Source organism: Mesorhizobium sp. AD1-1, from assembly GCF_020164655.1.
In the GTDB taxonomy this organism is placed as follows: Bacteria; Pseudomonadota; Alphaproteobacteria; order Rhizobiales; family Rhizobiaceae; genus Mesorhizobium; species Mesorhizobium ciceri.
Genome location: NZ_JAIUGP010000002.1, coordinates 1 through 23,603, shown reverse-complemented (window position 1 = coordinate 23,603; position 23,603 = coordinate 1). Strand labels below are relative to the sequence as shown.

Sequence of the window (23,603 nt, the reverse complement as noted above, 5' to 3'; positions counted from 1 at the left end):
TAGTGACTTTCTTCAGAGTGCTTCGACACACATGGCGACGCCCATGCCGCCGCCGATGCACAGGGTAGCGAGACCCTTCTTGGCGCCGCGCCGGCGCATTTCGAAGACCAGCGTGTTGAAGACGCGAGCGCCGGACGCACCGATCGGATGGCCGATGGCGATGGCGCCGCCATTGACGTTGACGATCGAGGGATCCCAGCCCATGTCCTTGTTGACGGCGCAGGCCTGCGCCGCAAAGGCTTCGTTGGCCTCGACCAGGTCGAGATCGCCGACCGACCAGCCGGCCTTTTCCAAGGCCTTGCGCGAGGCGGGAATGGGTCCGGTGCCCATGATCTGCGGATCGACGCCGGCGGTTGCCCAGGACACGATGCGCGCCAGCGGGGTGATGCCGCGCCTCACCGCTTCCGCTTCGCTCATCAGCAGCGCGCCGGCGGCGCCGTCATTGATGCCGGAGGCGTTGGCGGCGGTCACCGTGCCGTCCTTGTCGAAAGCCGGTTTCAGCTTGGTCATGGCGTCGATCGTGGCGCCGTGGCGGATGTATTCGTCCTGGTCGACGATGGTGTCGCCCTTCTTGCCCTTGATGGTGACGGCGACGATCTCGTCCTTGAACTTGCCGGCCTTCTGCGCGGCCTCGGCCTTGTTTTGCGAGGCGAGCGCGAACTGGTCCTGGTCTTCGCGGGTGATCTGGAACTGACGCGCGACGTTTTCGGCTGTGTTGCCCATGTGGTAACCGTTGAAGGCGTCCCACAGCCCGTCCTTGATCATGGTGTCGATCAGCTTGAAGTCGCCCATCTTGACGCCGGCGCGCAGGTGCTGGGCATGCGTCGAAAGCGACATCGATTCCTGGCCTCCGGCGACGATCACCTTGGCATCGCCGATGGCGATCTGCTGCATGCCGAGCGCGATGGCGCGCAGGCCCGAGCCGCAAACCTGATTGAGGCCCCAGGCGGTGGTTTCCTTGGGCAGGCCGGCATTGATCGATGCCTGGCGGGCCGGGTTCTGGCCTTGCGCGGCGGTCAGCACCTGGCCGAGGATGACCTCGTCGACCTCGCCTGGTTCGACGCCGGCACGCGACAGCAATTCCGTGATGACGACGGCGCCGAGCTCATGCGCCGGGGTGGCGGCGAAAGCGCCGTTGAAGGAGCCGACCGGCGTGCGCGCCGCACTGGCAATGACGATGGAAGCGGACATTTTCTTCTCCAGACTTCAAGGGTGTTGCTCTGTCGTTGGGGACTTTTCTTGCCCTTTCCCAACCCCAAGTCAAACCGGAAATGGGCATGGCGCCCATGCGCCGCAAGCAGGCCATGCCTCGCCATGGCGGCCATTCGTCCATTGCTGCGCAGCATATTTTACCTGCCATGCAGCATTTAGTGATCCCGCACTGCACAAACTGCTTGGAATTGTGAGGCTTTTGCGCATATCCTCAAAAAAGGCACAATCGTTATCGGCGGCTTACTCAGAGGCGCGCCGGTGTCCCCGGGAGGATGTAGATGGCCGCTAAAGACGATCCGATCATCATCAAGAAATACGCCAATCGCCGCCTCTACAACACCGGCACCAGCACCTATGTGACGCTCGAGGACCTCGCCGAGATGGTCAAGAAGGGCGAGGAGTTCACCGTCCAGGACGCCAAGACCGGCGACGACATCACGCATCCGGTGCTGACCCAGATCATCTTCGAACTGGAGAACAAGGACGGGCAGAACATGCTGCCGATCCCGTTCCTGCGCCAGCTCATCGCTTATTACGGTGACCAGATGCAGATGATCGTCCCGAGCTTCCTCGAACAGTCGATGCTTGCCTTTTCCAAGGAGCAGGAGCGTTTTCGCGAGCAGATGAAGGGGGCGCTCGGCAAGTCGCCGCTCGACATGATGAAGATCACCACGCCGATCAAGGCGCTGGAGGAACAGACACGCCGCAACATGGAAATGTTCCAGAATGCGATGCGGCTGTTCACGCCGTTCCCGCCTGCGGGCTCCACGCCAGCCGCTGCGACGTCGCCCGAGCCGGCCAGGAAGGAAACGCCTGACAAGCCCGACGATCTTCAGGAACTGAAGGACCAGATCGCGGCCATGCAGCGCAAGCTCGACACGATGTCCTGAGCGCCTGGCGTTCTTGCGACCTTACACCAGCACGCCCTCATAGCGGCCGCGCGGCCGGATGACACTTCCGCTTGTTATCTGTTCGACCGTGTGCGCGGCCCAGCCGACGCTGCGTGCGAGCGCGAACAGGCGGAACGGTGCATCGCGCGGCAAGCCTAGGCTGCGCGTCAGCGCGGCCAGCCCAAAGTCGATGTTGGGAAGCGCGCCGGTCGCCGCAAAGGCAGCGTCGCGCAGCGACGATAGTGTGCCGTCAACCTCGATCACCGACAGCAGCGCCGCCCCGCGGGGGTCGCCGTCAGGATAGAGCTGATGACCGAACCCCGGCAGCGGCCGGTCATGGCTGAGCCAGCGCCGGATCGTCGCATCGGCGCCATGCCGCGCCGCATCCTCGGCCAGTTGCATCACCGCCTCGCCGGCGCCGCCATGGCGCGGGCCTGACAGCGTCGCGAGCCCTGCCAGCAGGCAAGCGGCCAGCGGCGCGCCGGTCGAGGCTGCGACGCGCGCGGCGAAGGTCGACGCATTCAGTTCATGATCGGCAAGCAGGACAAGCGCACGGCGGATCGCATCGGCGCGGCCGGCATCCACCGACCAGTCCTGCGCAAGCCGCTGATGGACGGGATTTGACCCCGCCGGTGCGCCCAGCGCGGCGGCCAGCACGCCGACCGCGTGCGCGGCATCGGTATGCAGCGAGGCGGCGCTGCGCCCGAGCGACGGGCGCCCCTGGCCGGCAAGCACGGCAAGTTGCGCAAAGGCCGAGGCTCGGCCAGCTTGATGGGGTGCGTCCGGCGACGCTGCTTCGAAAGCCACCGGTTTCGGCAGAGCCCAGAGAACGGCGGCGGCTTCTTCCAGTGTGGCGTGCCCGGAGAGCACTGCGGCGTCCTGCCCGCGATAGATGAGCCGACCGTGCGAGACGGTCGAAATCGCCGTTACGATCGAGGGCTCGCCCCAGGCGATGGCGCTTTCGGCGATGACTGACGGGCTGCGGCCGCGCGCCCGGCGGGTCGCCAGTGCGGCGATATCGTCGGCGCGGTACTGGCTGCGGCGCGGATCGGCGCGGTCGGGCCGCATGCCGATGCGCCCACGGCTGACATAGGCGTACAGCGTCTGCGCCCGCACCTTGAGTCTCTCCAGCGCCTCTTCCCGGGACAACCACTCGGACATATCGAGCCCTGATATTGATTCTATTGATCAAGATTGATGGAAACGTTGCCCATCTCTATCTCCGATCCGGAAATGCTTCAAGGAGACAGGCTATGGCGAATGGGCTCGATGATGTGGTGGCGGCGGAAACCGTGCTTTCCGATGTGGATGGTCTTGGCGGCCGTCTGACGATCCGAGGTCATTCGCTGCCGGAACTGGCCGGCCGTTGGAACTATGCCCAGGTGGTTAGACTGCTGCTCGACGGCTTCTTCAACGACCTTCCCGATGATGCGCAACTGACGCGGGCGCTGGGACAGGCGCGTGCGGACGTGTTCGAACGGCTCTTGCCCTCGCTGCCTTTGCTGGCGCCGCTCGATGTCTACAGCGCCATGCGCGCCGGGATGGCGCAGCTGCCGGATGGCGAGACCTTGACCGACGCCTTGCTGCTGATCGCGGCGCCCGCCGTGCTGACGCCGGCGCTGCTGCGCCTGCGGCGCGGCGAGCAGCCGATCGCGCCGGACAGCCGCGCCGATCATGCCGCCGACATGCTGAGGATGCTGGGCGGCCGCGTCGCCTCGCCGGCGCTCACAAAAGCGCTCGACACCTATCTGGTGACCGTCTGCGACCACGGCCTCAATGCATCGACCTTTGCGACGCGCGTGGTCGCCTCCACGCAGGCCGGCCTGACATCCTCTGTGCTGGCCGGGCTTGGCGCGCTCAAAGGGCCGCTGCATGGTGGCGCGCCTGGCCCCGTCATCGAGATGCTGGATGCGATCCAGGCGCATGGTGATGCCGCCGGCTGGCTGCGCAACGAGATCGCGCAGGGCAGGCGCATCATGGGGTTCGGCCATCGCATCTACCGTGTGCGCGATCCGCGCGCCGATGTGCTGAAGGCCGTCGTGCGGCAACTCGGCGGCGAGGGCGAAACCGGTCGCCGGCTGGCATTTGCGGAGACCGTCGAGCAAACGGCGCTCGAGGTGCTTAGGATCGCAAAGCCGCAGCGTTCGCTGCAGACCAATGTCGAGTTCTACACCGCGCTGGTGCTGCAAGCGGCGGGCTTTCCGCCGCAAGCTTTCAGCAATGTCTTTGCCGCCGGGCGCGTGGCCGGCTGGATCGCGCATGCGCGTGAACAGCAGACGACTGGACGGCTGATCCGACCGCAGTCGCGCTATATCGGGCCGGTGCCGGACCTGGTCGCCTGAGGTTCTTTCGGCGCCTGGCGAGCGACACCGATCCGATCAGGATCCTCCTGGTGAGCGGCCGTGTGGCCGCTCATGACGAAAATTTCATCTCGTCGAAAAATTCTGGCCGCTGTTATTGCGTCGCATTGAGCATATATGCTGCACTGCAACATAAGATCGCTCTTGCCGCAATCAGAGGATTTCGACCTTGGCCGCCAGAAAAACCGCAGTCATCACCGGCTCCACATCGGGCATTGGCCTGGCCATCGCCCAGGCGTTGGCGGCCGAAGGCCATAATGTCGTCGTCAACTCCTTCTCCGACACGGCTGCCGACCACGCCGTCGCTGACGCGATCGCCAGACAGCACAAGGTGAAGACGGCCTATATCAAGGCCGACATGTCGAAGCCGGCCGAATGCCGGGCGCTGATCGCCAAGGCGGCCGAGACATTCGGTTCGGTCGATATTCTCGTCAACAATGCAGGCATCCAGCATGTCGCGCCGGTGGAAGAGTTCCCGATCGAGAAATGGGACGCCATCATTGCCATCAACCTGTCGTCGGCGTTCCACACCATCGCGGCCGCCATCCCGCTGATGAAAAAGGCCGGCGGCGGCCGGATCGTCAACATCGCCTCGGCGCATGGCCTGGTCGCGTCGCCGTTCAAATCGGCCTATGTCTCGGCCAAGCACGGCATCATGGGATTGACCAAAACCGTTGCGCTCGAACTGGCGCGCGAAAAAATCACCTGCAACGCCATCTGCCCCGGCTATGTGCTGACGCCGCTGGTCGAGGCGCAGATTCCCGACCAGATGAAAGCCCATCAGATGGACCGCAAGACCGTCATCCGTGAGGTCATGCTGGACAAGCAGCCGACCAAGGAATTCGTTACGGTGGAGCAGATCGCGGCAGCGGCGGTGTTCCTGTGCTCGGACACGGCAGCGCAGGTCAACGGCACGCATCTCTCGGTCGATGGCGGCTGGACCGCCGCGTGAGGCGCAAAACTCTCTTATCCACCCAAAGGGACAGATCAAGGACGACGCCATGACCAAGAACGGCAAGGCGGAGGAGACGAAGAAGATCAACGTAGCGCTTCAGGGCGGCGGCTCACACGGGGCCTTTTCCTGGGGTGTGCTCGACCGGCTGCTGGAGGACGGACGGCTGGAGATATCAGCAGTGTCCGGCACCAGCGCCGGCGCTATGAACGCGGTGGCGCTGGCCGATGGATATGTGCGCGGCGGTGTCGAAGGCGCGCGGCAAAAACTTGACGATTTCTGGCGCGCGGTGGCGGCCAAGGGGCGGTTCAGCCCGGTGCAGCGCATGCCGTGGGACGTCGCCTGGGGCAACTGGTCGATCGAGAACACGCCCGGCTATCTCTTCTTCGACACCATGTCGCGGGTGTTCTCGCCCTATGTCGCCAACCCACTCGGCCTCAATCCGCTGCGCGACGTGGTGCAGCAGGAGATCGATTTCGAGAACGTCCGCGCCTGCAAGTCGATGGAACTGTTCATCTCGGCGACCAATGTCGAGACCGGACAGTTGCGCGTGTTTTCCGACGGCGAGATCGACCTCGATACGGTGATGGCCTCGGCCTGCCTGCCGCAATTGTTCCGCGCCGTCGAGATCAAGGGCGTGCCCTATTGGGATGGCGGCTATGGCGGCAATCCGGCGCTTTATCCGTTCTTCAAGACGGCTGCGACCGAGGACGTGCTTCTGGTGCAGATCAATCCGGTGGTGCGCGAGGGAACACCAAGAAGCGCCAACGAGATCCAGAACCGCATCGACGAGATCACCTTCAACGCCGGGCTGCTGCGCGAATTCCGCTCGATTGCCTTCGTCAAGGAGCTGATCGCCGCCGGCCGTCTGCCGCATGGCGAGTACCGCGACATCCGCATGCACCGCATCGATGCCGACGAGGCGTTCAAGGACCTGTCGGCGTCCTCGAAGGTCAATGCCGAATGGGCGTTCCTGACCTATCTCAGAGATCTCGGCCGCACCGCCGCCAGCGACTGGCTGGAAGAGAATTACGACGCCGTCGGCAAGCGACCGACGCTCGATCTCTCCGGCGAACTGGATGACGGCTTCAAGCCGGTACGCGGTCCGGCACCCGGCCGGCGGGTCAAGGAATTTCTTGCGGCCCGCAAGAACCCGGAGGCAGAGCGCCGGCGCGCCTGAGCGACCAATCGATGTGCATCGATTGGTCCGCAATCATGCTTTCAAGGTCAGGTCGATCACCCTGATCAGGGCAGCGGCTGCCTGCCGCTGCCCCTCCGGATCTCTGATCCGCGCCTTCATGCCTTCCAGCCCGTCGAGCAGCATGTCGGCAAGCAGTTGCGCCGACAGGCCCCTGGCCGCCAGATCGACGCCGTTCCTGGCTGCCTCGCCCTCTATCGCGGCGCCGATGTGTTGGCCAAGCCCGCCGCGCCAGCAGCCCACCAGATCGCCAAGGCTCGATTTCATGTCCAGCAATTCGGCGCCGTGCGGCGAGGCAACGACCGCGCTCATCATCGAGATAAAGGCCTCATCGATGGCTCGCATCATGCGCTCGTTGAAAGGGCCATCGCCGGCTAGGGCAAATCTTGCCGCCTCGACCGAGCGCGACAGGATCATCATGGCGATGGCGCGGAAAATGTCGGTCTTGTTCTTGAACAGGAGATAGAGCGCCGGGCGCGACATGTCGGCGGCACGGGCGATGTCGTCCATGGTGGTGCGCGAGAAGCCATAGGCCAAAAACACCTTCATCGCGCCATCCAGAATACGGGCGCGTTTGGGATCGGCGGTGGCGATGTCTTCGATCTGGTTCATAGAGCAATTCTATCCTGCAAAATCCTAATTGACAAAATGACGAAATTTGTCAATCTGTATCGGAGCGAAACGGCCGGGAGGCCGCTTCGCCCTTGGCAGTGGACGACAACAAAGGGTATCCCCATGCGCCTCACCGTCGACGGTCAGTCATTCGATATCGACGCCGATCCGGACATGCCGCTGCTGTGGGCACTGCGCGATCTCATTGGCAAGACAGGGCCAAAATTCGGCTGCGGCATCGCCGCGTGCGGCGCCTGCACCGTGCATGTCGACGGTCAGCCGGCGCGTTCCTGCTCACTCCCAGTTGGGCAGGTCAGCGGCGCTGTCACGACTATTGAAGGCATCGGCACGGCAGGCGGACTGCATCCGGTGCAGCAGGCATGGCTGGAGGAACAGGTCGCGCAATGCGGCTACTGCCAGGCCGGCCAGATCATGAGCGCGGTGGCGCTGCTCGATGAAGTCGCCGACCCGAGCGATGCCGACATCGACAACGCCATGGGCGGCAATCTCTGCCGCTGCGGCACCTATCCCAAAATCCGCTCGGCCATCAAAAAGGCCGCGGCGCTCAAGACGGCGGGGCTCTGACCATGGCCAGTGTCGGAAAGATCGCCCGCCGCACGTTTCTGATTGGCGCTGCCGCTGTCGCTGGCGGCGTTGCCGTCGGCTATTACTACTATCGCAAGCCGTTCCCGAACCCGCTCGAGGCCGAGCTTGGCAAGGGCGAGGCGACGTTCAACCCTTATGTGAAAATCGGCGCCGACAATACCATCACCATCGTCGCGCCGCGCGCCGAGATGGGGCAAGGCATTTCGACGACGCTGGCGGCCATGGTCGCAGAGGAACTCGACGTCGGGCTCGACCGGGTCATGGTCGAGCATGGACCGGCATCCCATGCCTACTACAACGCCGCGATCCTCGAGGAGGGCGGTCCGTTCGCCTTCTTCGATGAAAGCATGACCGCGCAGGCGGTGCGTTCCGGTCTCGGTGTGGTCGGCAAATTCCTTGCCCTGCAGGGCACCGGCGGTTCGGCTTCGACACGCGACGGTTTTGACAAGATGCGGCAAGCGGGTGCCGCTGCCCGGCAGATGCTGGTCGCAGCGGCAGCGCAAAAACTGGGTGTCGCGGCGGCCGATCTGGAAACGGCCGACGGTTCGATCCTGCACAAGGCGTCGGGCAAATCGCTGACCTACGGCGCGGTCGCCGCGGCTGCCGCCGCGATGGCGCCGCCGGCCGAAGTCAGGCTCAAGGACCGGGCCGACTGGAAGCTGCTGGGAAAGCCGCAGAAGCGCATCGACATGCTGGCAAAGCTCACCGGGGCGCCGATCTTCGGCATCGATGTCCGGCTGCCGGAGATGGTCTACGGCACGGTCAAGATGAGCCCGCGCTTCTGGTCGAAGCCGGTCAAGGCGGACCTCTCCAAAGCCGAGAAAATGCCTGGGGTGATCAAGATCGTGCCGCTCGAGACGAATTACGGCCATGGCTTCGGTATCATCGCGAATAATACATGGGCAGCATTCAAGGCGGCCGAGGCGATCGACGCCCAGTGGTCCGATCCTGAATATCCGCTCAGCAGCGCCGCCATTTCAGATGTGCTGAAGCAGGCGCTTGCCACCAAGGGGTCGGCGATGCGCGACAATGGCGATGTCGAAACCGCCTTTGCCGACGCGCCGCGCGAAAGCATCATCGAGGCAGACTATGCCGTGCCCTATCTGGCGCATGCGACGATGGAGCCGATGAACGCCACGGCACAGTTCAGGGACGGTGCGCTCGACATCTGGTGCGGCAACCAGGCGCCGACCCTGGTGCGGCAGCTTTGCGCCAACGCGGTCGGCATCGAGCAGGACAAGATCAATGTGCACACCACCTTCATGGGCGGCGGTTTCGGCCGGCGCGTCGAGATGGACTACGCGCTGTGTGCCGCGCTGATGGCGAAGGAGACGGGCGGACGCCCGATCAAGGTGACCTGGACGCGTGAAGAAGACATGCGCCACGACGCCTATCGGCCGGCTGCTATCGGCAAGTTCCAGGCGCGGCTCGGTGACGATGGCATGCCGATCGCGGTCGACATGAAGATGGCCTCGCCATCGGTGATCGCCGGTACGCTGCGCCGGCTGTTTCCCTCGATATCGCCGCTCGGTCCCGACAAGACCATTGTCGACGGCGCCTATGACCAGCCCTACACGATCCCGAATTACCGGGTCAGGGGTATCGCGGCGCCGGTCTCCATCCCTGTCGGCTCCTGGCGTTCGGTCGGCAGTTCGGTCAACGGCTTCTTCCATGAGGGCTTCATGGACGAGATCGCGGTCGCCGGAAAAATCGATCCGGTCGAGATGCGCAAGAGACTGATGGCCGCCTATCCCTCGGCGGTGAAGGTGGTCGAGAAAGTCGCCGCGATGGCGAAATGGGGCGAGGCGCTGCCCGCCGGCAAGGCCAAGGGCATGGCCTTCACGCTGTCCTTCGGCAGTTGGGTCGGCGAGATCGTTCAGGTGGCGGACACGCCGGCCGGCATCCGCATCGAGAAGGTGTGGATCGCCGCCGATGTCGGCACCGCGCTCGATCCCGGCATCATCGAGGCGCAGTTGATTTCCGCCGCCATCTACGGCCTTTCGGCGGCGATGGGTCAGGAAATCACCTTCGCCGACGGCATGGTCGAACAGTCGAACTTCCACGATTTCGATGCCATGCGGATATTCCAGTGCCCGGTCTTCGAAGTAGCCATCCTGGAAAATTTCCACAAGATGGGCGGCGTCGGCGAGATCGGCACACCGCCGGCGGCTCCAGCACTCGCCAACGCCATCTTCGCGCTCACCGGAAAGCGCATCCGCACGCTGCCGCTGTCGAAAACGGTGGCCTTCGCATGAAGAAGCTCCTCATCATGCTGACGCCTGCTGCCATGCTCGTGCTCGCAGCGCCGTTTGCGATTGCGCAAGAGAGCCAGACGCCCGCGCCGGCGACCGTCGACGTGGCGAAAGGCCTGTCCGAATGGGACAAGGTCTATGCGGTGTTCTCGCATCCGCGCTGCGCCGACTGTCATGTCGCGGACGACCGGCCGCGATGGTCGGGTGCGCACTATCGCGGTACGCGCGTTCACGCCTTCAATGTCCAGCGCGGTGCTGACGGGTCGGGCTTCGGCAATCCGGGCCTGCGCTGCACGACTTGCCATTTCTCTAGCAATTCCAAGGCATTGCACGGGCCGCCCGGGGCCGAGAACTGGCATCTGGCGCCGGCCGAGATGGCCTGGTTCGGCAAATCCTCGGCCGAAATCTGCGCCCAGATCAAGGATCCCCTGCGCAATGGCAACCGCAGCTTGAAGGACATCGCGCTGCATGTTCGCGACGACAGATTGGTCGCCTGGGGCTGGGCGCCGGGGCCGGATCGTGAACCGGCTCCGGGCTCTGCCGAAGCGACCTATCAAGCGATCGAAGACTGGGCCGCGGCGGGCGCATCTTGTCCGCCGGGGCAATGATCTTGCAACTTTCAGACTATATTGCGGTGCAACTTTGATGTAGAAGCGCGCTTCGCCGATCACGGCAAATTGAACACGGCTTGGCGCGCACCCATATCGGCGACGCGCCCGCGTTATGAGGACGCTGGCCGAACCCGCAGTGGAAAACAACGACGATGCCGAGAATCAGGTTTCACAAGCTTGCAGCCATTGTTGTGCTCATTGGTTTCGCGGCGTGGATGGCGACAGGCGAGTTTTCGTCGGTCGGCAGCGTAGCCGCCAACAAAGCCAAGGCAGCCGAAGCCGAACAGGCCAAGGCGCCGGACGCGGCCAAGCCGAAGACGGCTGAAGCCGAGCCGAAGGCACCGCTGCGCACCGTTGCGGTGGTGACGCCGCCACGCAAGACCTATGCACGCGCCATCCGCATTTCCGGGCTGACCGAAGCCGACAAGCGGGCGGTGCTGGCGACGCGCGTCGCCGGTGTCATCGACAAGCTGCCTGTCAAGCAAGGCGATCACGTCAAGACCGGGGATCTGGTGCTGATGCTTGCAGCGGAAGAAAAGATCTCGATGGTCGACAACGCCAAGCAGTTGGTGGTGCAGCGCCAGGCCGAGTTGGACGCAGCCTTGCGGCTGATGAAGACCGGCAATCTGCCCAAGCTGCAGCTCGACACCGCGCGCTCGAACCTGACCTCGGCGCAGTCGCAACTGGAAACGGCACAGGCCGAACTCGACCGCAACGAGGTGAAGGCGCCTTTCGACGGCGTCATCGACCGGGTGCCGGTGGAACTTGGCAGTTCCATCATGCAGGGCGGCGAGGTGGCAACCATCCTCAAGCTCGATCCGGTGATTGCCCGCGGCGAAGTCAGCGAGCGCGATCTCGGCTACCTGAAACTCGGGGACAAGGCCACCATACGGCTGGTCAGCGGCCAGACCGTCGAAGGCACCGTGCGCTACATCAGCCGCGACGCCTCTTCGGCGACCCGCACCTTCCGCGTCGAGGTTGCCGTCCCCAATGCCGACGGCTCCGTGCCGGCCGGCATGACGGCGGAAATCGCACTCAGCGCGCTGCCGACCGATGCGGTGCTGCTGCCGCGCTCGGTGGTGACGCTCGGCGACAAGGGCGACCTCGGCATCCGTGCCGTCGGCAAGGACAACAAGGTTGCGTTCTTCCCCATCGACCTCGTCGACGACACGCCGACCGGCCTGGTGCTTGGCGGCATCCCTGCCGATGCGCGCATCATCGTTGCCGGCCAGGAACTGGTGAAGGAAGGCGATGAGGTCAAGCCGGTCGAAGCCGACCAGGCAACCATCCAGAAACTGCTGGGCGAAGCGACCGCCGGCACGCAGTAGCATGGGGTACGGCGGACAGACCCCGGGCAGGGACACTTGGCTGCGACGCAGCTCGTGAAATTCAAGAACAGGCGTTAGCCATGGATATCGTCAGACTCGCAATCAACAATGCCCGCCTGACCATCTCGGTGCTGGTCTTCCTGCTGCTCGCCGGCTGGGTCGCCTATCAGTCGACGCCGAAGGAAGCCGAGCCCGACGTTCCGATTCCGATGATGTATATCAGCCTGATCTATCAGGGCATTTCGCCTGAGGATTCGGAGCGCCTTCTGCTGCGGCCGATGGAAAGCAAGCTGAAGAGCCTGAAAGGCCTCAAGGAAATGCGCTCGGCCGCCTTCCAGGGCGGCGGCTATGTGCTGGTCGAGTTCCAGCCGCAGACAAATCTGGCGACGGCCTTGCAGGACACGCGCTCCAAGGTCCAGGACGGCAAGGCCGACCTGCCGCAGGCGGCCGAAGAGCCGGTCGTTACCGAAGTCAACATCTCCGAATTCCCCGTCCTCGTCGTCACCCTGTCGGGCGAATTGCCCGAACGCGTGCTGACCGCCGCCGCGCGCGAACTGCGCGACCGTATCGAGGAAGTGCCAGGCGTCCTGGAGGGCTCGTTGCAGGGTTCGCGCGACGATCTTGTCGAAGTCGTCATCGATCCGATGAAACTGTCGTCCTACGGGTTGCAACTCGATCAGCTGATCGGCGCTGTCGGTGCCTCCAACAGCCTGGTCGCCGCCGGCAATATCGAAGGCTCGGAAGGCAAATACGCCGTCAAGGTGCCGTCACTGATCGAGACGCCCGAGGACGTGGCGGCCTTGCCCGTGGTCGCCGGCCCCAATGCCGTGGTGCAGGCCAAGGACATCGCGACGATCCGCTCGACCTTCGCCGATGCCACGACGATCACGCGCCTCAATGGCAAGCCGGCCATCGCCATCGAAGTCAAGAAGCGCATCGGCGCCAATCTGATCGACACGCTCGCCAAGGTGAGGGAGGTGTCCGACGCCTACGTCAAGACGATGCCGCAAGGCATGAACGTCACCTACACCCAGGACAAGTCGGTCTTCGTCAACCAGTTGCTCGGCGATCTGCAGAACCACGTCATGATCGCCGTCATCCTGGTGTTCATCGTCATCCTCTACGCGCTGTCGGGTCGTGCCTCGCTGCTGATCGGCCTGGCCATTCCGTCGTCTTTCCTGATCGGCATCCTGCTGCTGGCGATGATGGGCTACACGATCAACATGATCGTGCTGTTCAGCCTGATCCTGGCTGTCGGCATGCTGGTCGACGATGCCATCATCGTCACCGAGTTCGCCGAACGGCGGATGAGCGAAGGCATGCCGAAGGCGGAAGCCTTCGCATTGGCCGCCAAGCGCATGGCCGGTCCGGTCATTGCCGCGACGATGACGCGCATAGCCGCCTTCTCGCCACTGCTGTTCTGGCCGGGCATCATCGGCGACTTCATGAAGTACATGCCGATCACCCTGATCGTCACGCTATCGGCCTCGATGCTCTATGCGCTGGTGTTCGCGCCGACGCTGGGGGCGATCTTCGCCAAGGCGCCGGAGCATCATGAGGATGATAATCGCGACGGCTGGTACATGGCGATCGTCAAGCAGGCGGTGCGGTTTCCGATTACGGTGGTTTTGCTGACGGTCGCTCTGCTGTTCGGCGTCGGCTTTGCCTATTCGAAATATGGCGCCGGTGTCGAATTCTTCCCCAGTGTCGAGCCCGACTACGGCCTGCTCTACGTGCACGCGCGCGGCAACCTTTCGCTGGCCGAAATGGATACGGCGACCAAGATTGCCGAAAACAGGATGCTCGGCTGGCCCGGCATCAAGTCGGTCTACACCCGCGTCGGCAAGACACAAGGCGGCGGCCAGGATGTCCCTGAAGACGTCGTCGGCGTCATCCAGTACGAATTCATAGATTGGCGCGAGCGCAAGTCGGCGAACCAGATCCTGAACGATTTGCGGGGCGTCATGGCCGGCATTCCCGGCGTCGATGTCGAGGTGCGCGTGCCGGAGGCCGGTCCGCCGACCGGCAAGCCGATCCAGATCAGGCTTTCGGCCGTCGACCCCAAGGGGCTCGACGACAAAGCGCGCGCGGTTGCGGCACGCATCGGCAAGGTGCCTGGCGTCATCGACATTTCCGACGGCCTCCCGCCGCCCGGCGTCGACTGGGCGCTCGAGGTCGACCGTGCCAAGGCAGCGCAATATGGCATCAGCCCAACCGCTGTCGGCACAGTGGTGCAACTGGTGACCAACGGGCTGAAGCTTTCGGAATACCGGCCTGCCGGCGCCGACGACGCCGTCGACATCAGGCTGCGTCTGCCGGAAGACCGGCGCACGCTGTCGACGCTCGACGAGCTCAGGGTGCAGACCTCGCAAGGCTCGGTGCCGATCTCGAATTTCGTCGTGCGCAAGCCGGAGCCGACGGTCGGTATCCTCAACCGTATCGACGGCGCGCGCACGGTGGTCGTCCAGGCAAACGTTGCCGCAGGCGCCCAGGTCGCGGCCGTGCAGGCGGAGGTCACCAAGGCTGTCTCCGAGATGGATCTCGGCAGCGGCATACGTTGGAAGCTGGCCGGCTCGAACGAAGACAGCGCCGAGGCCAGCGCCTTCCTTGGCAAGGCCTTCGGGGCGGCGATCTTCCTGATCTTCCTGGTGCTGCTGATGCAGTTCAACAAATTCACCAGCGTGCTGATGGTGCTGTCCTGCGTGGTCATGGCGACGGTTGGCGTGTTCCTGGGGCTGCTGATTACAGGCGAGACCTTCGGCATCGTCATGTCGGGCATTGGCGTCATCGCTCTGGCCGGCGTGGTGGTGAACAACAACATCGTGCTGATCGACACCTATGACCGGCTGCGCGAAGAAGGCTGGGACAAGATGGACGCGGTGCTGCAGACCTGCCGCGAGCGCGCCCGGCCGGTGGTGCTGACGGCGGTGTCGGCGATCCTCGGCGTGTTGCCGATCGCCTTCGGCCTTGGGCTGGAAATCTTCCATCATGAGACGACGATCAACGCGCCGTCGACGCAATGGTGGATTTCGCTGTCCTCGGCGATCGTCTTCGGCCTGTCCTTCGCCACCTTGCTGACGCTGGTGGTGACGCCGTCGATGCTGATGATTTTCACGCGCAGCAAGAACAGCCGCTTCTATGCGTTTTTCCGCCGGCTGTTCCGGCGCGGCAAGGGAACGGTTTCGCCGACCGACAGGCCTGGCCAGGAAGCAGGCGACGAACCGGAAATCGCCTTTCCGAAAGCCGCCGAATAGACCCCATCGCCGATTTGACCGGCAAAGGCCGCCCGGAACAACCGGGCGGCCTCTGCATTGTCTCTGAGCGAAACGTCGAAGCGAGGGCTTCTCATGCCGATCACCACCATCGTCATCATCGTCCTGATCCTTGTCCTCATCGGCGCGGTGCCGGCCTGGCCGCATTCGCGCTCCTGGGGTTATGGGCCGTCGGGTATTGTCGGCGTCGTGCTGGTGGTGCTCATGGTGTTGCTGTTGATGGGACGGCTCTGAGGCGCCCTCTCGTGGGAGATTGTTCAGTGTGCGGAGGGGCGGCGCCCGTGATCGCGGAAGTCAGGCAGCTTTCGCAACGCCATTCACGGTGGCAATGCCGATATCGCCAAGAGCTTCAGCAACCGCCTGATCCAACGGCGTGTGCGGGATCTCGCCGACGATGCCTTCCAGGCGTATCGAAGCCAGCTGATGCGGCTCGAAGCGCAGGTAGGACATGGAGACGATCTCGCGCCACATCGCCACGAACGGGCTGCCAGCGCGCAGCACCCACCAGGGCATCGAAGTCATCTTGAGCGGACGACCAATAGCCTTCTCGGCAGCGGCCTTGATCTGCAGATCGGTGACCGCGTGGCCCGGAAAGTTCAGCGCTTCATAGAAGCCGAGCTTGTCCAGATTGCGCGCCAGCGCGACGAAGCCCATAGCGAAGTCAGGCAGATAGGCCCATTCATGCACGAGGTCGACCGGGCCAGGCGCGGTGTAGATACCCTTGTTGATCTTGGCGGCAACGATCAGGTCGAACCATGATCCGCTGCCGGTGCCGCCGAAGAAATCGCCGGCCCGCAGAAGAATGGTGCGGACGCGGCCCGCGTCGGCCTCGCGACGAAACAACTCCTCCATGGCGCAGCGGATGCGGCCCTTTTGCGTGGTCGGGTGGAAGGGTGTGTCTTCCGATATCACCGCCGGCATCGGCGAGCCGTAATTGTAAACGGTGCCGGGGAAGAGATGCAGTGCGCCGTTCGCATGGCAGGCGGCCATGACATTCTGCGCCATCGGCAGGCATTTGCCCCAGTCGGTGTAGATCGGGTTGAGGCCGTTGAAGACGATATCGACACCTTGCGTGGCGCGGATGAGGGCCTCGCGGTCGAGAGCGTCACCGGCAACGGCTGTGGCGCCTTTGAGTTCGGCCGGCACCTTGCCGTTGCGGGTGACGGCGCGGACCTCGTAGCCCGCGTCGATGAAGGCCTTGGCGACCACGCGGCCGAGCCGGCCACCGGCACCGAGAATTGCGATCTTGGTCATTGGAAGCACTCCTGGTTGGGATTTAGGTGGTCGGTCGGGCGATCGATATCAGCGACAGCGCGATCGAGATCAGCGGCAAGCGCGATCGGGATCAGCGACAGGCGCGATCGGGATCAGCGGCTGCCGAAGAGATCGCGGTTGCTGCCCTGTGTGACCGGCTTCCGGATGGCCGCATCGGGGTTGTGAATCGAAGCGGTGGTCGTGTTGTCGGTGCTGGTGACAGCCGGCTGGCTGGCGTCGTTCGAACCAAACTTGTCGCTGCCGGCAAAAGCGGCGCTGATGGAAATGAGGATAGCGGCGGTGGTGAGAGCGATCTTGGTCATCTGAGTTCTCCTGGTTGGTGTTTGCAGTCCGTGTTGGTGTCTGCAGCTGGAATATGGTCGCTCCGAATGCGAATGGAAATTGACTACAGATGGCGTTCTGATATTCATAAATGAATGGCAGAAATCGACTGGAACCTGATCAAGAGCTTTGTCACCGTGGCGGAATCCGGCAGCCTGTCGGCTGCCGCGCGAAAGCTTTCGGCCAGCCAGCCGACGCTTGGCCGTCACATCGGCGAGTTGGAACAGGCGCTGGGCGTCACGCTGTTCCGTCGAGGACGGCACGGCTACGAACTGACGGAGGCCGGCAGCACGCTGTTCGAACGCGGCAAGGCGGTCAGCGAGCAGGCAAGCGCCTTCTCACTCCTGGCACTGGGTTCGGTTGAGGCTATCGAAGGCACGGTGCGTATCGCCGCCAGCGAGGTCGTGGCGGCCTATGTCCTGCCTGAGATGACGATGCGGCTGGGGATCGAGGAGCCCGGCATCGAGGTCGAGATCGTCGCTTCCAATCAGGTTGAGAACCTGCTGCGTCGAGATGCCGACATCGCCATCCGCATGGTCAAGCCGGCGCAGAACGAGCTGATGGCACGCAAGGTCTGCGACATCGAGCTCTGCGCCTGCGCGGCCAAATCCTATCTCGACAGGCGCGGCCGTCCGCTGAAGCCTGCCGATCTTGTCGACCACGATCTGGTCGGCTTCGACCGCGGCGACGAGATCATCAGGGGTTTTACCCGGCACGGCATCCCCGTCACCCGGAGCAGCTTCCGCTTCAGGGCCGACAACCAGATTGTTTTGTGGGAAGCGGTGCGGGCGGGAAACGGCATTGGTCTTGGCCAGGAGCCGCTGGCCGACAGGGATCCTTTGATTGAGAAGGTGCTGCCTGACCTGCCGCTGCCAGTTCTGCCGGTGTGGCTGGCGATGCATCGCGACGTGCGTACCAGCGTGCGCATCCGCCGTGTGGTGGATTTCCTTCACGAGGAGCTGAAACGCTATTCGGCGGGTGCTGGCGCGAATTCGGCGCGGTGAGCGAGCCCGGCCATCAGCAACACGATGATCAGCAGTCCCGACATGGTGATGAAGATCGGGCCGAAGCTGGAATGCTCGGCAACGAAGCCGATCGCCGACGGCGCCACCAGTATGCCGCAGTATCCGATCGTTGTGACCACGCTCATGCCGGTGCCGGAAGACATGCCTTCCTGGTTGCCGCCGGCCGAAAAGATGATCGGCACCATATTGGCGATGCCGAAGCCGCAAAAGGCAAAGGCTGCAATGGCGAGCCAGGGCGAGGGCGCCAGGCCAGCCACCAGCATGCCGACCGCGGCTATGAGGGCCGACGCGCGTAGCGTCGTCACCGCGCCGAAGCGATTGCGTATGCCGTCGCCGAAGAACCGCGTAACCGCCATGACGCCCGAAAATCCAGCGTAGGCGAGGCCGGCGACGGCGAGATCGGCGCCGAGCTCCTGGCGCAGATACAGGGCTGCCCAGTCGAGCACGGCGCCTTCCGAGATCATCGCCAGCAACGCCATCAGCCCGATCAGATAAACCAGCGGGTTTGCCGGCAGTGCGAATTTGTGGTGCTCGGCCGCCTGCGGTCTGTCTTCGGCGAGGAGATGGCGAACGGCCACCGCGATCACCGCGAAGGCAAACGCCGTTACCGCCGCCGCGTGGACGAGGTGGCCGTAATGCTGGATGGCAAAGCCGCCGAGGCCGCCACCGGCAAAACCGCCGAGACTCCAGAAGCCGTGCGAAGACGACATGACGGCGCGGGAGAGCCGCCGTTCGACCACCACGGCGTTGGCATTCATCGCAACGTCCATGCCACCGATCGAGCCGCCGAAGATGATCATGGCAACGGCCGCCAAGGGTACGTCGGGCGCCAGCGCCACGACCATGAGACCGAGGCTGCCGCACAGGGCGAACCAACGCAGTACGGTGCGCGAACCATGTCTGGAGATCAAATGGCCACACCAGGTCATCGCGACGACGGCGCCGACCCCAAACAAGAGAATCAGCAGACCGAGCGTGAACTTCGAAATCTCCAGCCGGGTCAGGAACACCGGAATCTGCGGCGCCCAGCTGCCCGTCAGGAAGCCGTTGGCGAGGAAAATGGCCGCGAGCGCCCATCGGCCGCGAATGGCAGTCAGCTTGGCAGTTGACGCGTTCATGAGGCGAATCCCGCAAGAAATGGCTTCGCGCGGCAAATTAGATCGATTCAATTTTCAGTCAAGGCTCTTTCGGGAAGCATTTTTTGAGCCAAACACAGCCTTGAGTGATCGCCGGCCTTAATGGTCCTTGGGGCGCCTTGCCTCGAATTCGGCCTTCTTGGCGTCGGAGGCCTCGGTCTGGTTGAGCGCCTGCCATTGCGCATAAGGCATGCCGTAGACGATCTCGCGCGACTGATCCTTGGTGAGATCGACGCCCTCGGCATTGGCTGCCTCGCGATACCAGTTCGACAGGCAGTTGCGGCAGAAGCCGGCGAGGTTCATCAGGTCGATGTTCTGCACGTCGTTGCGTTCGCGCAGATGCTCGACCAGCCGGCGGAAGGCGGCCGCCTCGAAATCGCGTTGCTGCTCGTCGCTGAGTTCGGTCATCGAAACCTCCGTCATAGCGGCCCGGTGCGCGAGCCGAACATCTTCACCACATGTATATCGGGACGGCGGTCGATGGCGTCAACGATCGGCGCCAGCCGTTCGGCCCAGGCGAGCGCGCCCTTCTGGTCCGATATCAAATCCTGTCGGATCTCGATCAGCGCATGGGCGAAGCCGTTGACGATGGCGTGCTTGTACATGGTGTCGCCGCGCAGCGCGCCGTCATAGGGTTCGTTGTCGCCGACGACGAGGTTCCTGTCCTGCGCCAGCATGTCTATCAACGGCCGCGCCACGCGGTCGTCGAGGTCCCACAGGATGCCGACGTGCCAAGGACGCTGGATTCCTTGCATGGCCGGGGTGAAGGAATGCACCGAGAAGATGAAGGGCGCCTGGGCGGAAGCCTGTGCGACCGAGGCGATCATGGCGCTGACGGCGTCGTGATAGGGCCGATAGAACCCGTCGAGCCGCCTCTCGCGCTCCTCGGCAGCGATGGGGTAGTTCCCAGGTACGACCGTGCCGTCATAAAGCTGGCGAATGAGCGTCGGGTCGTCTTCGCCGCGATTGGGATCGATCAGCAGCCGCGAAAAATTGGCGAGCACCGCTGGCACGCCCAGCAGGGCAGCCAGTTCGCGCGTCACGCCCTCGACGCCGATGTCATAGGCGATGTGGCGGTCGAACTCCGCTGAGGGCAGGCCGAGGCTGCCATAGTCGTCGGGCAGGTCGCGACGGGCATGATCGCCCAACAGCACGATGCCTCGCTTGCGGTCGCCCTCGATGATGTCGAAAGGCGCGAAAACTGTGGATCGGGTCATTGGCGGGAAATGGTCTGTTCGCTGGCTTCCGGGGAGGATGCTATCGTCATTCCACGAAGACGACGCTTGCGCAATGCCGTTGTTTGGCCAAGGTTTCCCGGGAAATCTGGCACAAGTCGGCGAATTGTGCGCCGGAGCCTTTCTAAATCGATTGGAATTGGACAAAACGGTGCGTTGACATGCGCCCGGACTTTTCCGAAAAGGGGCGCAGAGAGATGCTGATGTGGTTTTTGAGGGGTTTTCGGATGAGTTCCGCCGGCGGGCAGCGCATGCGCTCTGCCTTTGCCATGCCGCTCCTCACTCTTGCCATCGGCCTGTCGGCCATGGTCGTGGCTTCGCCGGCGCGTGCCGATTTCCGCGTCTGCAACGCCACGCAGAACCTGGTTGGCGTCGGCATTGGCTATCGCGCCAAGGCCGGCTGGATCACCGAAGGCTGGTGGCACATCGAAGGATCGAGTTGCAAGACGCTGATCGAAGGGCCGCTGTCATCAAGGTTTTACTATCTTTATGCAGAAGACGCCGAACGCGGTGGACGCTGGGACGGCCCGATCAACATGTGCGTGGCTGAAAAAGAGTTCAAGATCGCAGGCGTAACCGACTGCGTCGCCCGGGGCTTTCAGCGCGCCGGATTCCAGGAATATGACACGGGCGAACAGGCAAGCTGGATGGTCCAGCTGACCGATGAGTCCACAACGGGAGGCGCTCCAGCCACCCCGGGAACAAACAGTCAATGAGACGTAGCCGCAAGGTCAAGATCCTAGCCACCATCGGTCCTGCCTCCTCCTCGGAGGAGATGCTGAAGAAACTGTTCGAAGCGGGCGCCGATGTGTTCCGCATCAATATGAGCCATACCGACCATGAACTGATGCGCACGCTGGTCGGACGCATCCGCGCTGTCGAGGAAGCCGTTGGCAGGCCGATCGGCATCCTCGCCGATCTGCAAGGGCCAAAGCTGCGCGTCGGCAAGTTCGCCAACGGCAAGGAAGTGCTGACGCAAGGCCAGACCTTCACGCTCGACGACAATCCCGAGCCCGGCACTTCGACCAGGGTCTATCTGCCGCATCCGGAAATCCTGAGCTCGGTCGAAGCCGGCCATCGCCTGCTGATCGACGATGGCAAGCTCGAGCTGAAGGCGGTGAAGAGCGACGGCAAGTCGATCGTCTGCACCGTCGTCGCCGGCACCACGATTTCCGACAAGAAGGGCGTCAGCCTGCCTGACACCGACCTGCCGGTCGGCGCGTTGACCGAGAAGGACCGCAAGGACCTCGATGCCGTGCTGGCCACAGGCGTAGACTGGGTGGCGCTGTCCTTCGTGCAACGGCCGGAGGATCTGGCCGAAGCGCGCAAGATCGCACGCGGCCGGGCGCTGATCATGGCCAAGATCGAGAAGCCGCAGGCTGTCGCCCGGCTGGCCGAAATCATCGAACTGTCCGACGCGCTGATGGTCGCCCGCGGCGATCTCGGCGTCGAGATGCCGCTCGAGGCGGTGCCCGGTATCCAGAAGCAGATCACGCGCGCCGCACGCCGCGCCGGCAAGCCGGTGGTGGTTGCAACGCAGATGCTGGAATCGATGATCACGGCACCGGTGCCGACCCGCGCCGAGGTGTCCGATGTTTCGATCGCCGTCTTCGAAGGCGCCGATGCCATCATGCTGTCGGCGGAATCGGCGGCGGGTGCCTATCCCGTCGAGGCCGTGGCAATGATGAACCGTATCGCCACCAAGGTCGAGACCGATCCGACCTATGCCGGCATCATCAACGCCCAGCGCTCCGAGCCGGAAGCGACCGGCGCCGACGCCATTTCGCTGGCCGCGCGCGAGATCGCCGAAACGCTGAAGCTGTCGGCGATCATCACCTACACCGCATCAGGCACCACGGGCCTGCGCGCCGCCCGCGAGCGGCCGCAAGTGCCTGTTATCGCGCTGTCGCCGATCCTCAACACGGCGCGGCGGCTGTCGCTTTTGTGGGGCACGCATTGCGTTGTCTCGCCCGACGCCGTCGACCTCGACGACATGGTCAACCGCGCCTGCCGCATCGCCTTCGACGAAGGCTTCGGCAAGCCGGGCGACCGCGTCATCATCACCGCGGGCGTACCGCTGCGGACACCGGGTTCGACCAACATGCTGCGCATCGCCTATATCGGGTCGGACACACAAGTCAGCCGCTAGATTCCTAAAGCGTGTCGCTTCTGAACGGTTCGGGCGACCGGCTTCAGGTCGGCGCGAGTTCGGCCTGCGGTACCTTGATATCGGCGCATCTGCCGGCGCCGTAGGCGTCGCCGGCGATGCGCGCCTCCACGGTCCTGGCCATCGCCTGCAGGTCTATATTCTTGCCGGCGACCTTCTCGATGGCGCCGACGGTCAGGTCGGGCGCGATCCAGTCTGGCTTGTGACCGAGATTGTGCACCCAGACGAGTTCGGCACCGGCAATGTCGCGCGCCAGATCGACCGAATGGATATGTGCATAGACCACCTTGTCGCGATCGCCTGAAATGACCACGGTTGGCGCCTTGATCTCGTTGTAGCGCGGTGCGGCGTCGAGGGCATAGCGATAGAGCCCGGCGACATCGGTGGCGTTGGCGCGAAAGGCTTTTGGTCGCAGCACCAGCGGGATAGAGGCCATCACGAGATAATTGTCCGGCACCTTGTTGGGCGAGAAAACGCAGGTGGTGGCGTCGGCCATCTGCAGTGTACCGGCCGGATAGGTCAGCGTTTCGGAAAACAGCCAGCCGAGCACCGGCATGGTGGTCAGATCGTAGTACCAGGCGGTTGCGCCGCCCGGCCATGGATGGGTCGCCGGTGCGAGGAAGACCAGTCCAAGTGTCTTGTCTGGATGCTCGCGGCCAAAGGCCGATGTCACCACGCCGCCGAAGGAATGGCCGACGATGACAGCCTTCCTGATGCCGAGATGGTCCATCAATGCGGCAATGGTGTTGGCCTGCGCCGACGGGTTCTCGTTGTTGGTGCCGCGACCCGACCAGCCGTGGCCTGGCCGGTCGAAGAACAGCATTTCGGCGCGGCCTTCGAGCAAGGGACGCAGCGGCAGCATCTGGTCCCTGAGATTGGCGCTGGCGCCGTGGATGAAGACGATCGGCGGCAGCTCGGCGTTGGCGGGTGCCGGAACATGGACATAGTGGATGCGGGCGCCGTCGATGTCAGCGAACTCGCCGATCGGCGGATTGCGGCGCTCGATCAGCCATGAGCCGACCCGGGTGACGCCGACAAAGCCGAAGACAAGCGCCATCAGGAAGGCAAGGGCGGCGTAGATCAGGTTCATGGGGGAAGATACGGAGGTGGAGGAGGGTAAGTTGTAGGGGAGTAGGGGAGTAGGGGAGTAG

The 23,603-nt window shown here is 63.8% G+C and carries 22 protein-coding genes; 13 read left to right on the top strand and 9 right to left on the bottom strand.

The window, feature by feature from the left end; translation table 11 throughout:
• Positions 1-12: 12 nt before the first annotated feature.
• Positions 13-1,191 (bottom strand): acetyl-CoA C-acetyltransferase, encoded by a 1,179-nt coding sequence (locus tag LB519_RS03600; protein ID WP_024502944.1) that lies wholly within the window; start codon positions 1,189-1,191, stop codon positions 13-15.
• 299 nt (positions 1,192-1,490) lie between these two features.
• Here LB519_RS03600 and phaR point away from each other — a divergent pair, with 299 nt between their 5' ends.
• The gene (phaR, locus tag LB519_RS03595; protein WP_013529185.1) at positions 1,491-2,102 is read left to right on the top strand and encodes a polyhydroxyalkanoate synthesis repressor PhaR; all 612 of its coding nucleotides are present in this window, start codon (positions 1,491-1,493) and stop codon (positions 2,100-2,102) included.
• A gap of 21 nt (positions 2,103-2,123) precedes the next feature.
• Here phaR and LB519_RS03590 read toward each other — a convergent pair whose 3' ends face one another.
• Positions 2,124-3,263 (bottom strand): citrate synthase, encoded by a 1,140-nt coding sequence (locus LB519_RS03590; RefSeq protein WP_024502945.1) that lies wholly within the window; start codon positions 3,261-3,263, stop codon positions 2,124-2,126.
• A gap of 92 nt (positions 3,264-3,355) precedes the next feature.
• Between LB519_RS03590 and LB519_RS03585 the strand changes: the two genes are divergently transcribed.
• From LB519_RS03585 to LB519_RS03575, 3 genes are all read left to right on the top strand, one after another.
• Positions 3,356-4,444 (top strand): citrate synthase/methylcitrate synthase, encoded by a 1,089-nt coding sequence (locus tag LB519_RS03585; RefSeq protein WP_224618736.1) that lies wholly within the window; start codon positions 3,356-3,358, stop codon positions 4,442-4,444.
• Positions 4,445-4,631: 187 nt separating this feature from the next.
• A complete protein-coding gene (locus LB519_RS03580; protein ID WP_263484518.1) occupies positions 4,632-5,414 on the top strand; it encodes a 3-hydroxybutyrate dehydrogenase in 783 nt (260 codons plus the stop codon).
• Between the two features lie 49 nt (positions 5,415-5,463).
• A complete protein-coding gene (locus tag LB519_RS03575) occupies positions 5,464-6,594 on the top strand; it encodes a patatin-like phospholipase family protein (RefSeq protein WP_027162499.1) in 1,131 nt (376 codons plus the stop codon).
• A gap of 33 nt (positions 6,595-6,627) precedes the next feature.
• Here the strand turns inward: LB519_RS03575 and LB519_RS03570 are convergent, their stop codons facing one another.
• Positions 6,628-7,224: a TetR/AcrR family transcriptional regulator gene (locus tag LB519_RS03570; protein ID WP_027162498.1), complete on the bottom strand. Its 597-nt coding sequence runs from the start codon at positions 7,222-7,224 to the stop codon at positions 6,628-6,630.
• A gap of 123 nt (positions 7,225-7,347) precedes the next feature.
• Between LB519_RS03570 and LB519_RS03565 the strand changes: the two genes are divergently transcribed.
• The 6 genes from LB519_RS03565 to LB519_RS03540 all read left to right on the top strand — a co-directional run bounded on the left by LB519_RS03565 (position 7,348) and on the right by LB519_RS03540 (position 15,527).
• Positions 7,348-7,809 (top strand): (2Fe-2S)-binding protein, encoded by a 462-nt coding sequence (locus LB519_RS03565; RefSeq protein WP_027162497.1) that lies wholly within the window; start codon positions 7,348-7,350, stop codon positions 7,807-7,809.
• Positions 7,810-7,811: 2 nt separating this feature from the next.
• Positions 7,812-10,085, top strand: a complete 2,274-nt coding sequence (locus LB519_RS03560) for a xanthine dehydrogenase family protein molybdopterin-binding subunit (protein ID WP_224618734.1) — start codon at positions 7,812-7,814, stop codon at positions 10,083-10,085.
• Positions 10,082-10,690 carry a hypothetical protein gene (locus tag LB519_RS03555; protein ID WP_127370980.1) on the top strand — a complete coding sequence of 203 codons (609 nt, stop codon included), beginning with the start codon at positions 10,082-10,084 and terminating at the stop codon, positions 10,688-10,690. The genes LB519_RS03560 and LB519_RS03555 overlap by 4 nt, the downstream gene beginning before the upstream one ends.
• Before the next feature lie 155 nt (positions 10,691-10,845).
• Entirely contained in the window at positions 10,846-12,021 is a 1,176-nt protein-coding gene (locus LB519_RS03550; protein ID WP_082827499.1) for an efflux RND transporter periplasmic adaptor subunit, read from the top strand.
• Between the two features lie 80 nt (positions 12,022-12,101).
• Positions 12,102-15,275: an efflux RND transporter permease subunit gene (locus LB519_RS03545; RefSeq protein WP_013529195.1), complete on the top strand. Its 3,174-nt coding sequence runs from the start codon at positions 12,102-12,104 to the stop codon at positions 15,273-15,275.
• 93 nt (positions 15,276-15,368) lie between these two features.
• Positions 15,369-15,527 (top strand): DUF3309 family protein, encoded by a 159-nt coding sequence (locus LB519_RS03540; RefSeq protein ID WP_013529196.1) that lies wholly within the window; start codon positions 15,369-15,371, stop codon positions 15,525-15,527.
• Between the two features lie 60 nt (positions 15,528-15,587).
• On the opposite strand, the gene LB519_RS03535 is transcribed toward LB519_RS03540, so the two are convergent.
• A complete protein-coding gene (locus LB519_RS03535; RefSeq protein WP_064993275.1) occupies positions 15,588-16,547 on the bottom strand; it encodes an SDR family oxidoreductase in 960 nt (319 codons plus the stop codon).
• A 113-nt stretch (positions 16,548-16,660) separates the two neighbouring features.
• Positions 16,661-16,870, bottom strand: a complete 210-nt coding sequence (locus LB519_RS03530) for a DUF680 domain-containing protein (RefSeq protein WP_064993274.1) — start codon at positions 16,868-16,870, stop codon at positions 16,661-16,663.
• 114 nt (positions 16,871-16,984) lie between these two features.
• Here LB519_RS03530 and LB519_RS03525 point away from each other — a divergent pair, with 114 nt between their 5' ends.
• Positions 16,985-17,893 carry a LysR family transcriptional regulator gene (locus LB519_RS03525; protein WP_064993273.1) on the top strand — a complete coding sequence of 303 codons (909 nt, stop codon included), beginning with the start codon at positions 16,985-16,987 and terminating at the stop codon, positions 17,891-17,893.
• On the opposite strand, the gene LB519_RS03520 is transcribed toward LB519_RS03525, so the two are convergent.
• From LB519_RS03520 to LB519_RS03510, 3 genes are all read right to left on the bottom strand, one after another.
• Positions 17,857-19,032: an MFS transporter gene (locus LB519_RS03520; RefSeq protein ID WP_224618732.1), complete on the bottom strand. Its 1,176-nt coding sequence runs from the start codon at positions 19,030-19,032 to the stop codon at positions 17,857-17,859. The two genes, LB519_RS03525 and LB519_RS03520, sit on opposite strands and share 37 nt — an antisense overlap.
• A gap of 117 nt (positions 19,033-19,149) precedes the next feature.
• Entirely contained in the window at positions 19,150-19,458 is a 309-nt protein-coding gene (locus LB519_RS03515) for a DUF1244 domain-containing protein (protein WP_013529201.1), read from the bottom strand.
• Positions 19,459-19,469: 11 nt separating this feature from the next.
• Complete coding sequence (locus LB519_RS03510; protein ID WP_024502956.1) at positions 19,470-20,267, bottom strand: N-formylglutamate amidohydrolase; 798 nt, start codon at positions 20,265-20,267, stop codon at positions 19,470-19,472.
• Positions 20,268-20,512: 245 nt separating this feature from the next.
• Between LB519_RS03510 and LB519_RS03505 the strand changes: the two genes are divergently transcribed.
• Together LB519_RS03505 and pyk are read left to right on the top strand one after the other, a co-directional pair.
• Positions 20,513-21,001: a DUF1036 domain-containing protein gene (locus LB519_RS03505; protein WP_013529203.1), complete on the top strand. Its 489-nt coding sequence runs from the start codon at positions 20,513-20,515 to the stop codon at positions 20,999-21,001.
• The gene (gene pyk, locus LB519_RS03500) at positions 20,998-22,434 is read left to right on the top strand and encodes a pyruvate kinase (protein ID WP_013529204.1); all 1,437 of its coding nucleotides are present in this window, start codon (positions 20,998-21,000) and stop codon (positions 22,432-22,434) included. The genes LB519_RS03505 and pyk overlap by 4 nt, the downstream gene beginning before the upstream one ends.
• A 43-nt stretch (positions 22,435-22,477) precedes the next feature.
• On the opposite strand, the gene LB519_RS03495 is transcribed toward pyk, so the two are convergent.
• Positions 22,478-23,542: an alpha/beta fold hydrolase gene (locus LB519_RS03495; RefSeq protein ID WP_224618730.1), complete on the bottom strand. Its 1,065-nt coding sequence runs from the start codon at positions 23,540-23,542 to the stop codon at positions 22,478-22,480.
• Between the last annotated feature and the right edge of the window lie 61 nt (positions 23,543-23,603).

Excerpts from the sequence above, each read along its gene's own strand:
- LB519_RS03600 (WP_024502944.1), bottom strand. The coding sequence starts at position 1,191 with ATGTCCGCTTCCATCGTCATTGCCAGTGCGGCGCGCACGCCGGTCGGC.
- phaR (WP_013529185.1), top strand. The coding sequence starts at position 1,491 with ATGGCCGCTAAAGACGATCCGATCATCATCAAGAAATACGCCAATCGC.
- LB519_RS03590 (WP_024502945.1), bottom strand. The coding sequence starts at position 3,263 with ATGTCCGAGTGGTTGTCCCGGGAAGAGGCGCTGGAGAGACTCAAGGTG.
- LB519_RS03585 (WP_224618736.1), top strand. The coding sequence starts at position 3,356 with ATGGCGAATGGGCTCGATGATGTGGTGGCGGCGGAAACCGTGCTTTCC.
- LB519_RS03575 (WP_027162499.1), top strand. The coding sequence starts at position 5,464 with ATGACCAAGAACGGCAAGGCGGAGGAGACGAAGAAGATCAACGTAGCG.
- LB519_RS03570 (WP_027162498.1), bottom strand. The coding sequence starts at position 7,224 with ATGAACCAGATCGAAGACATCGCCACCGCCGATCCCAAACGCGCCCGT.
- LB519_RS03565 (WP_027162497.1), top strand. The coding sequence starts at position 7,348 with ATGCGCCTCACCGTCGACGGTCAGTCATTCGATATCGACGCCGATCCG.
- LB519_RS03560 (WP_224618734.1), top strand. The coding sequence starts at position 7,812 with ATGGCCAGTGTCGGAAAGATCGCCCGCCGCACGTTTCTGATTGGCGCT.
- LB519_RS03555 (WP_127370980.1), top strand. The coding sequence starts at position 10,082 with ATGAAGAAGCTCCTCATCATGCTGACGCCTGCTGCCATGCTCGTGCTC.
- LB519_RS03550 (WP_082827499.1), top strand. The coding sequence starts at position 10,846 with ATGCCGAGAATCAGGTTTCACAAGCTTGCAGCCATTGTTGTGCTCATT.
- LB519_RS03545 (WP_013529195.1), top strand. The coding sequence starts at position 12,102 with ATGGATATCGTCAGACTCGCAATCAACAATGCCCGCCTGACCATCTCG.
- LB519_RS03540 (WP_013529196.1), top strand. The coding sequence starts at position 15,369 with ATGCCGATCACCACCATCGTCATCATCGTCCTGATCCTTGTCCTCATC.
- LB519_RS03535 (WP_064993275.1), bottom strand. The coding sequence starts at position 16,547 with ATGACCAAGATCGCAATTCTCGGTGCCGGTGGCCGGCTCGGCCGCGTG.
- LB519_RS03530 (WP_064993274.1), bottom strand. The coding sequence starts at position 16,870 with ATGACCAAGATCGCTCTCACCACCGCCGCTATCCTCATTTCCATCAGC.
- LB519_RS03525 (WP_064993273.1), top strand. The coding sequence starts at position 16,985 with ATGGCAGAAATCGACTGGAACCTGATCAAGAGCTTTGTCACCGTGGCG.
- LB519_RS03520 (WP_224618732.1), bottom strand. The coding sequence starts at position 19,032 with ATGAACGCGTCAACTGCCAAGCTGACTGCCATTCGCGGCCGATGGGCG.
- LB519_RS03515 (WP_013529201.1), bottom strand. The coding sequence starts at position 19,458 with ATGACCGAACTCAGCGACGAGCAGCAACGCGATTTCGAGGCGGCCGCC.
- LB519_RS03510 (WP_024502956.1), bottom strand. The coding sequence starts at position 20,267 with ATGACCCGATCCACAGTTTTCGCGCCTTTCGACATCATCGAGGGCGAC.
- LB519_RS03505 (WP_013529203.1), top strand. The coding sequence starts at position 20,513 with ATGAGTTCCGCCGGCGGGCAGCGCATGCGCTCTGCCTTTGCCATGCCG.
- pyk (WP_013529204.1), top strand. The coding sequence starts at position 20,998 with ATGAGACGTAGCCGCAAGGTCAAGATCCTAGCCACCATCGGTCCTGCC.
- LB519_RS03495 (WP_224618730.1), bottom strand. The coding sequence starts at position 23,542 with ATGAACCTGATCTACGCCGCCCTTGCCTTCCTGATGGCGCTTGTCTTC.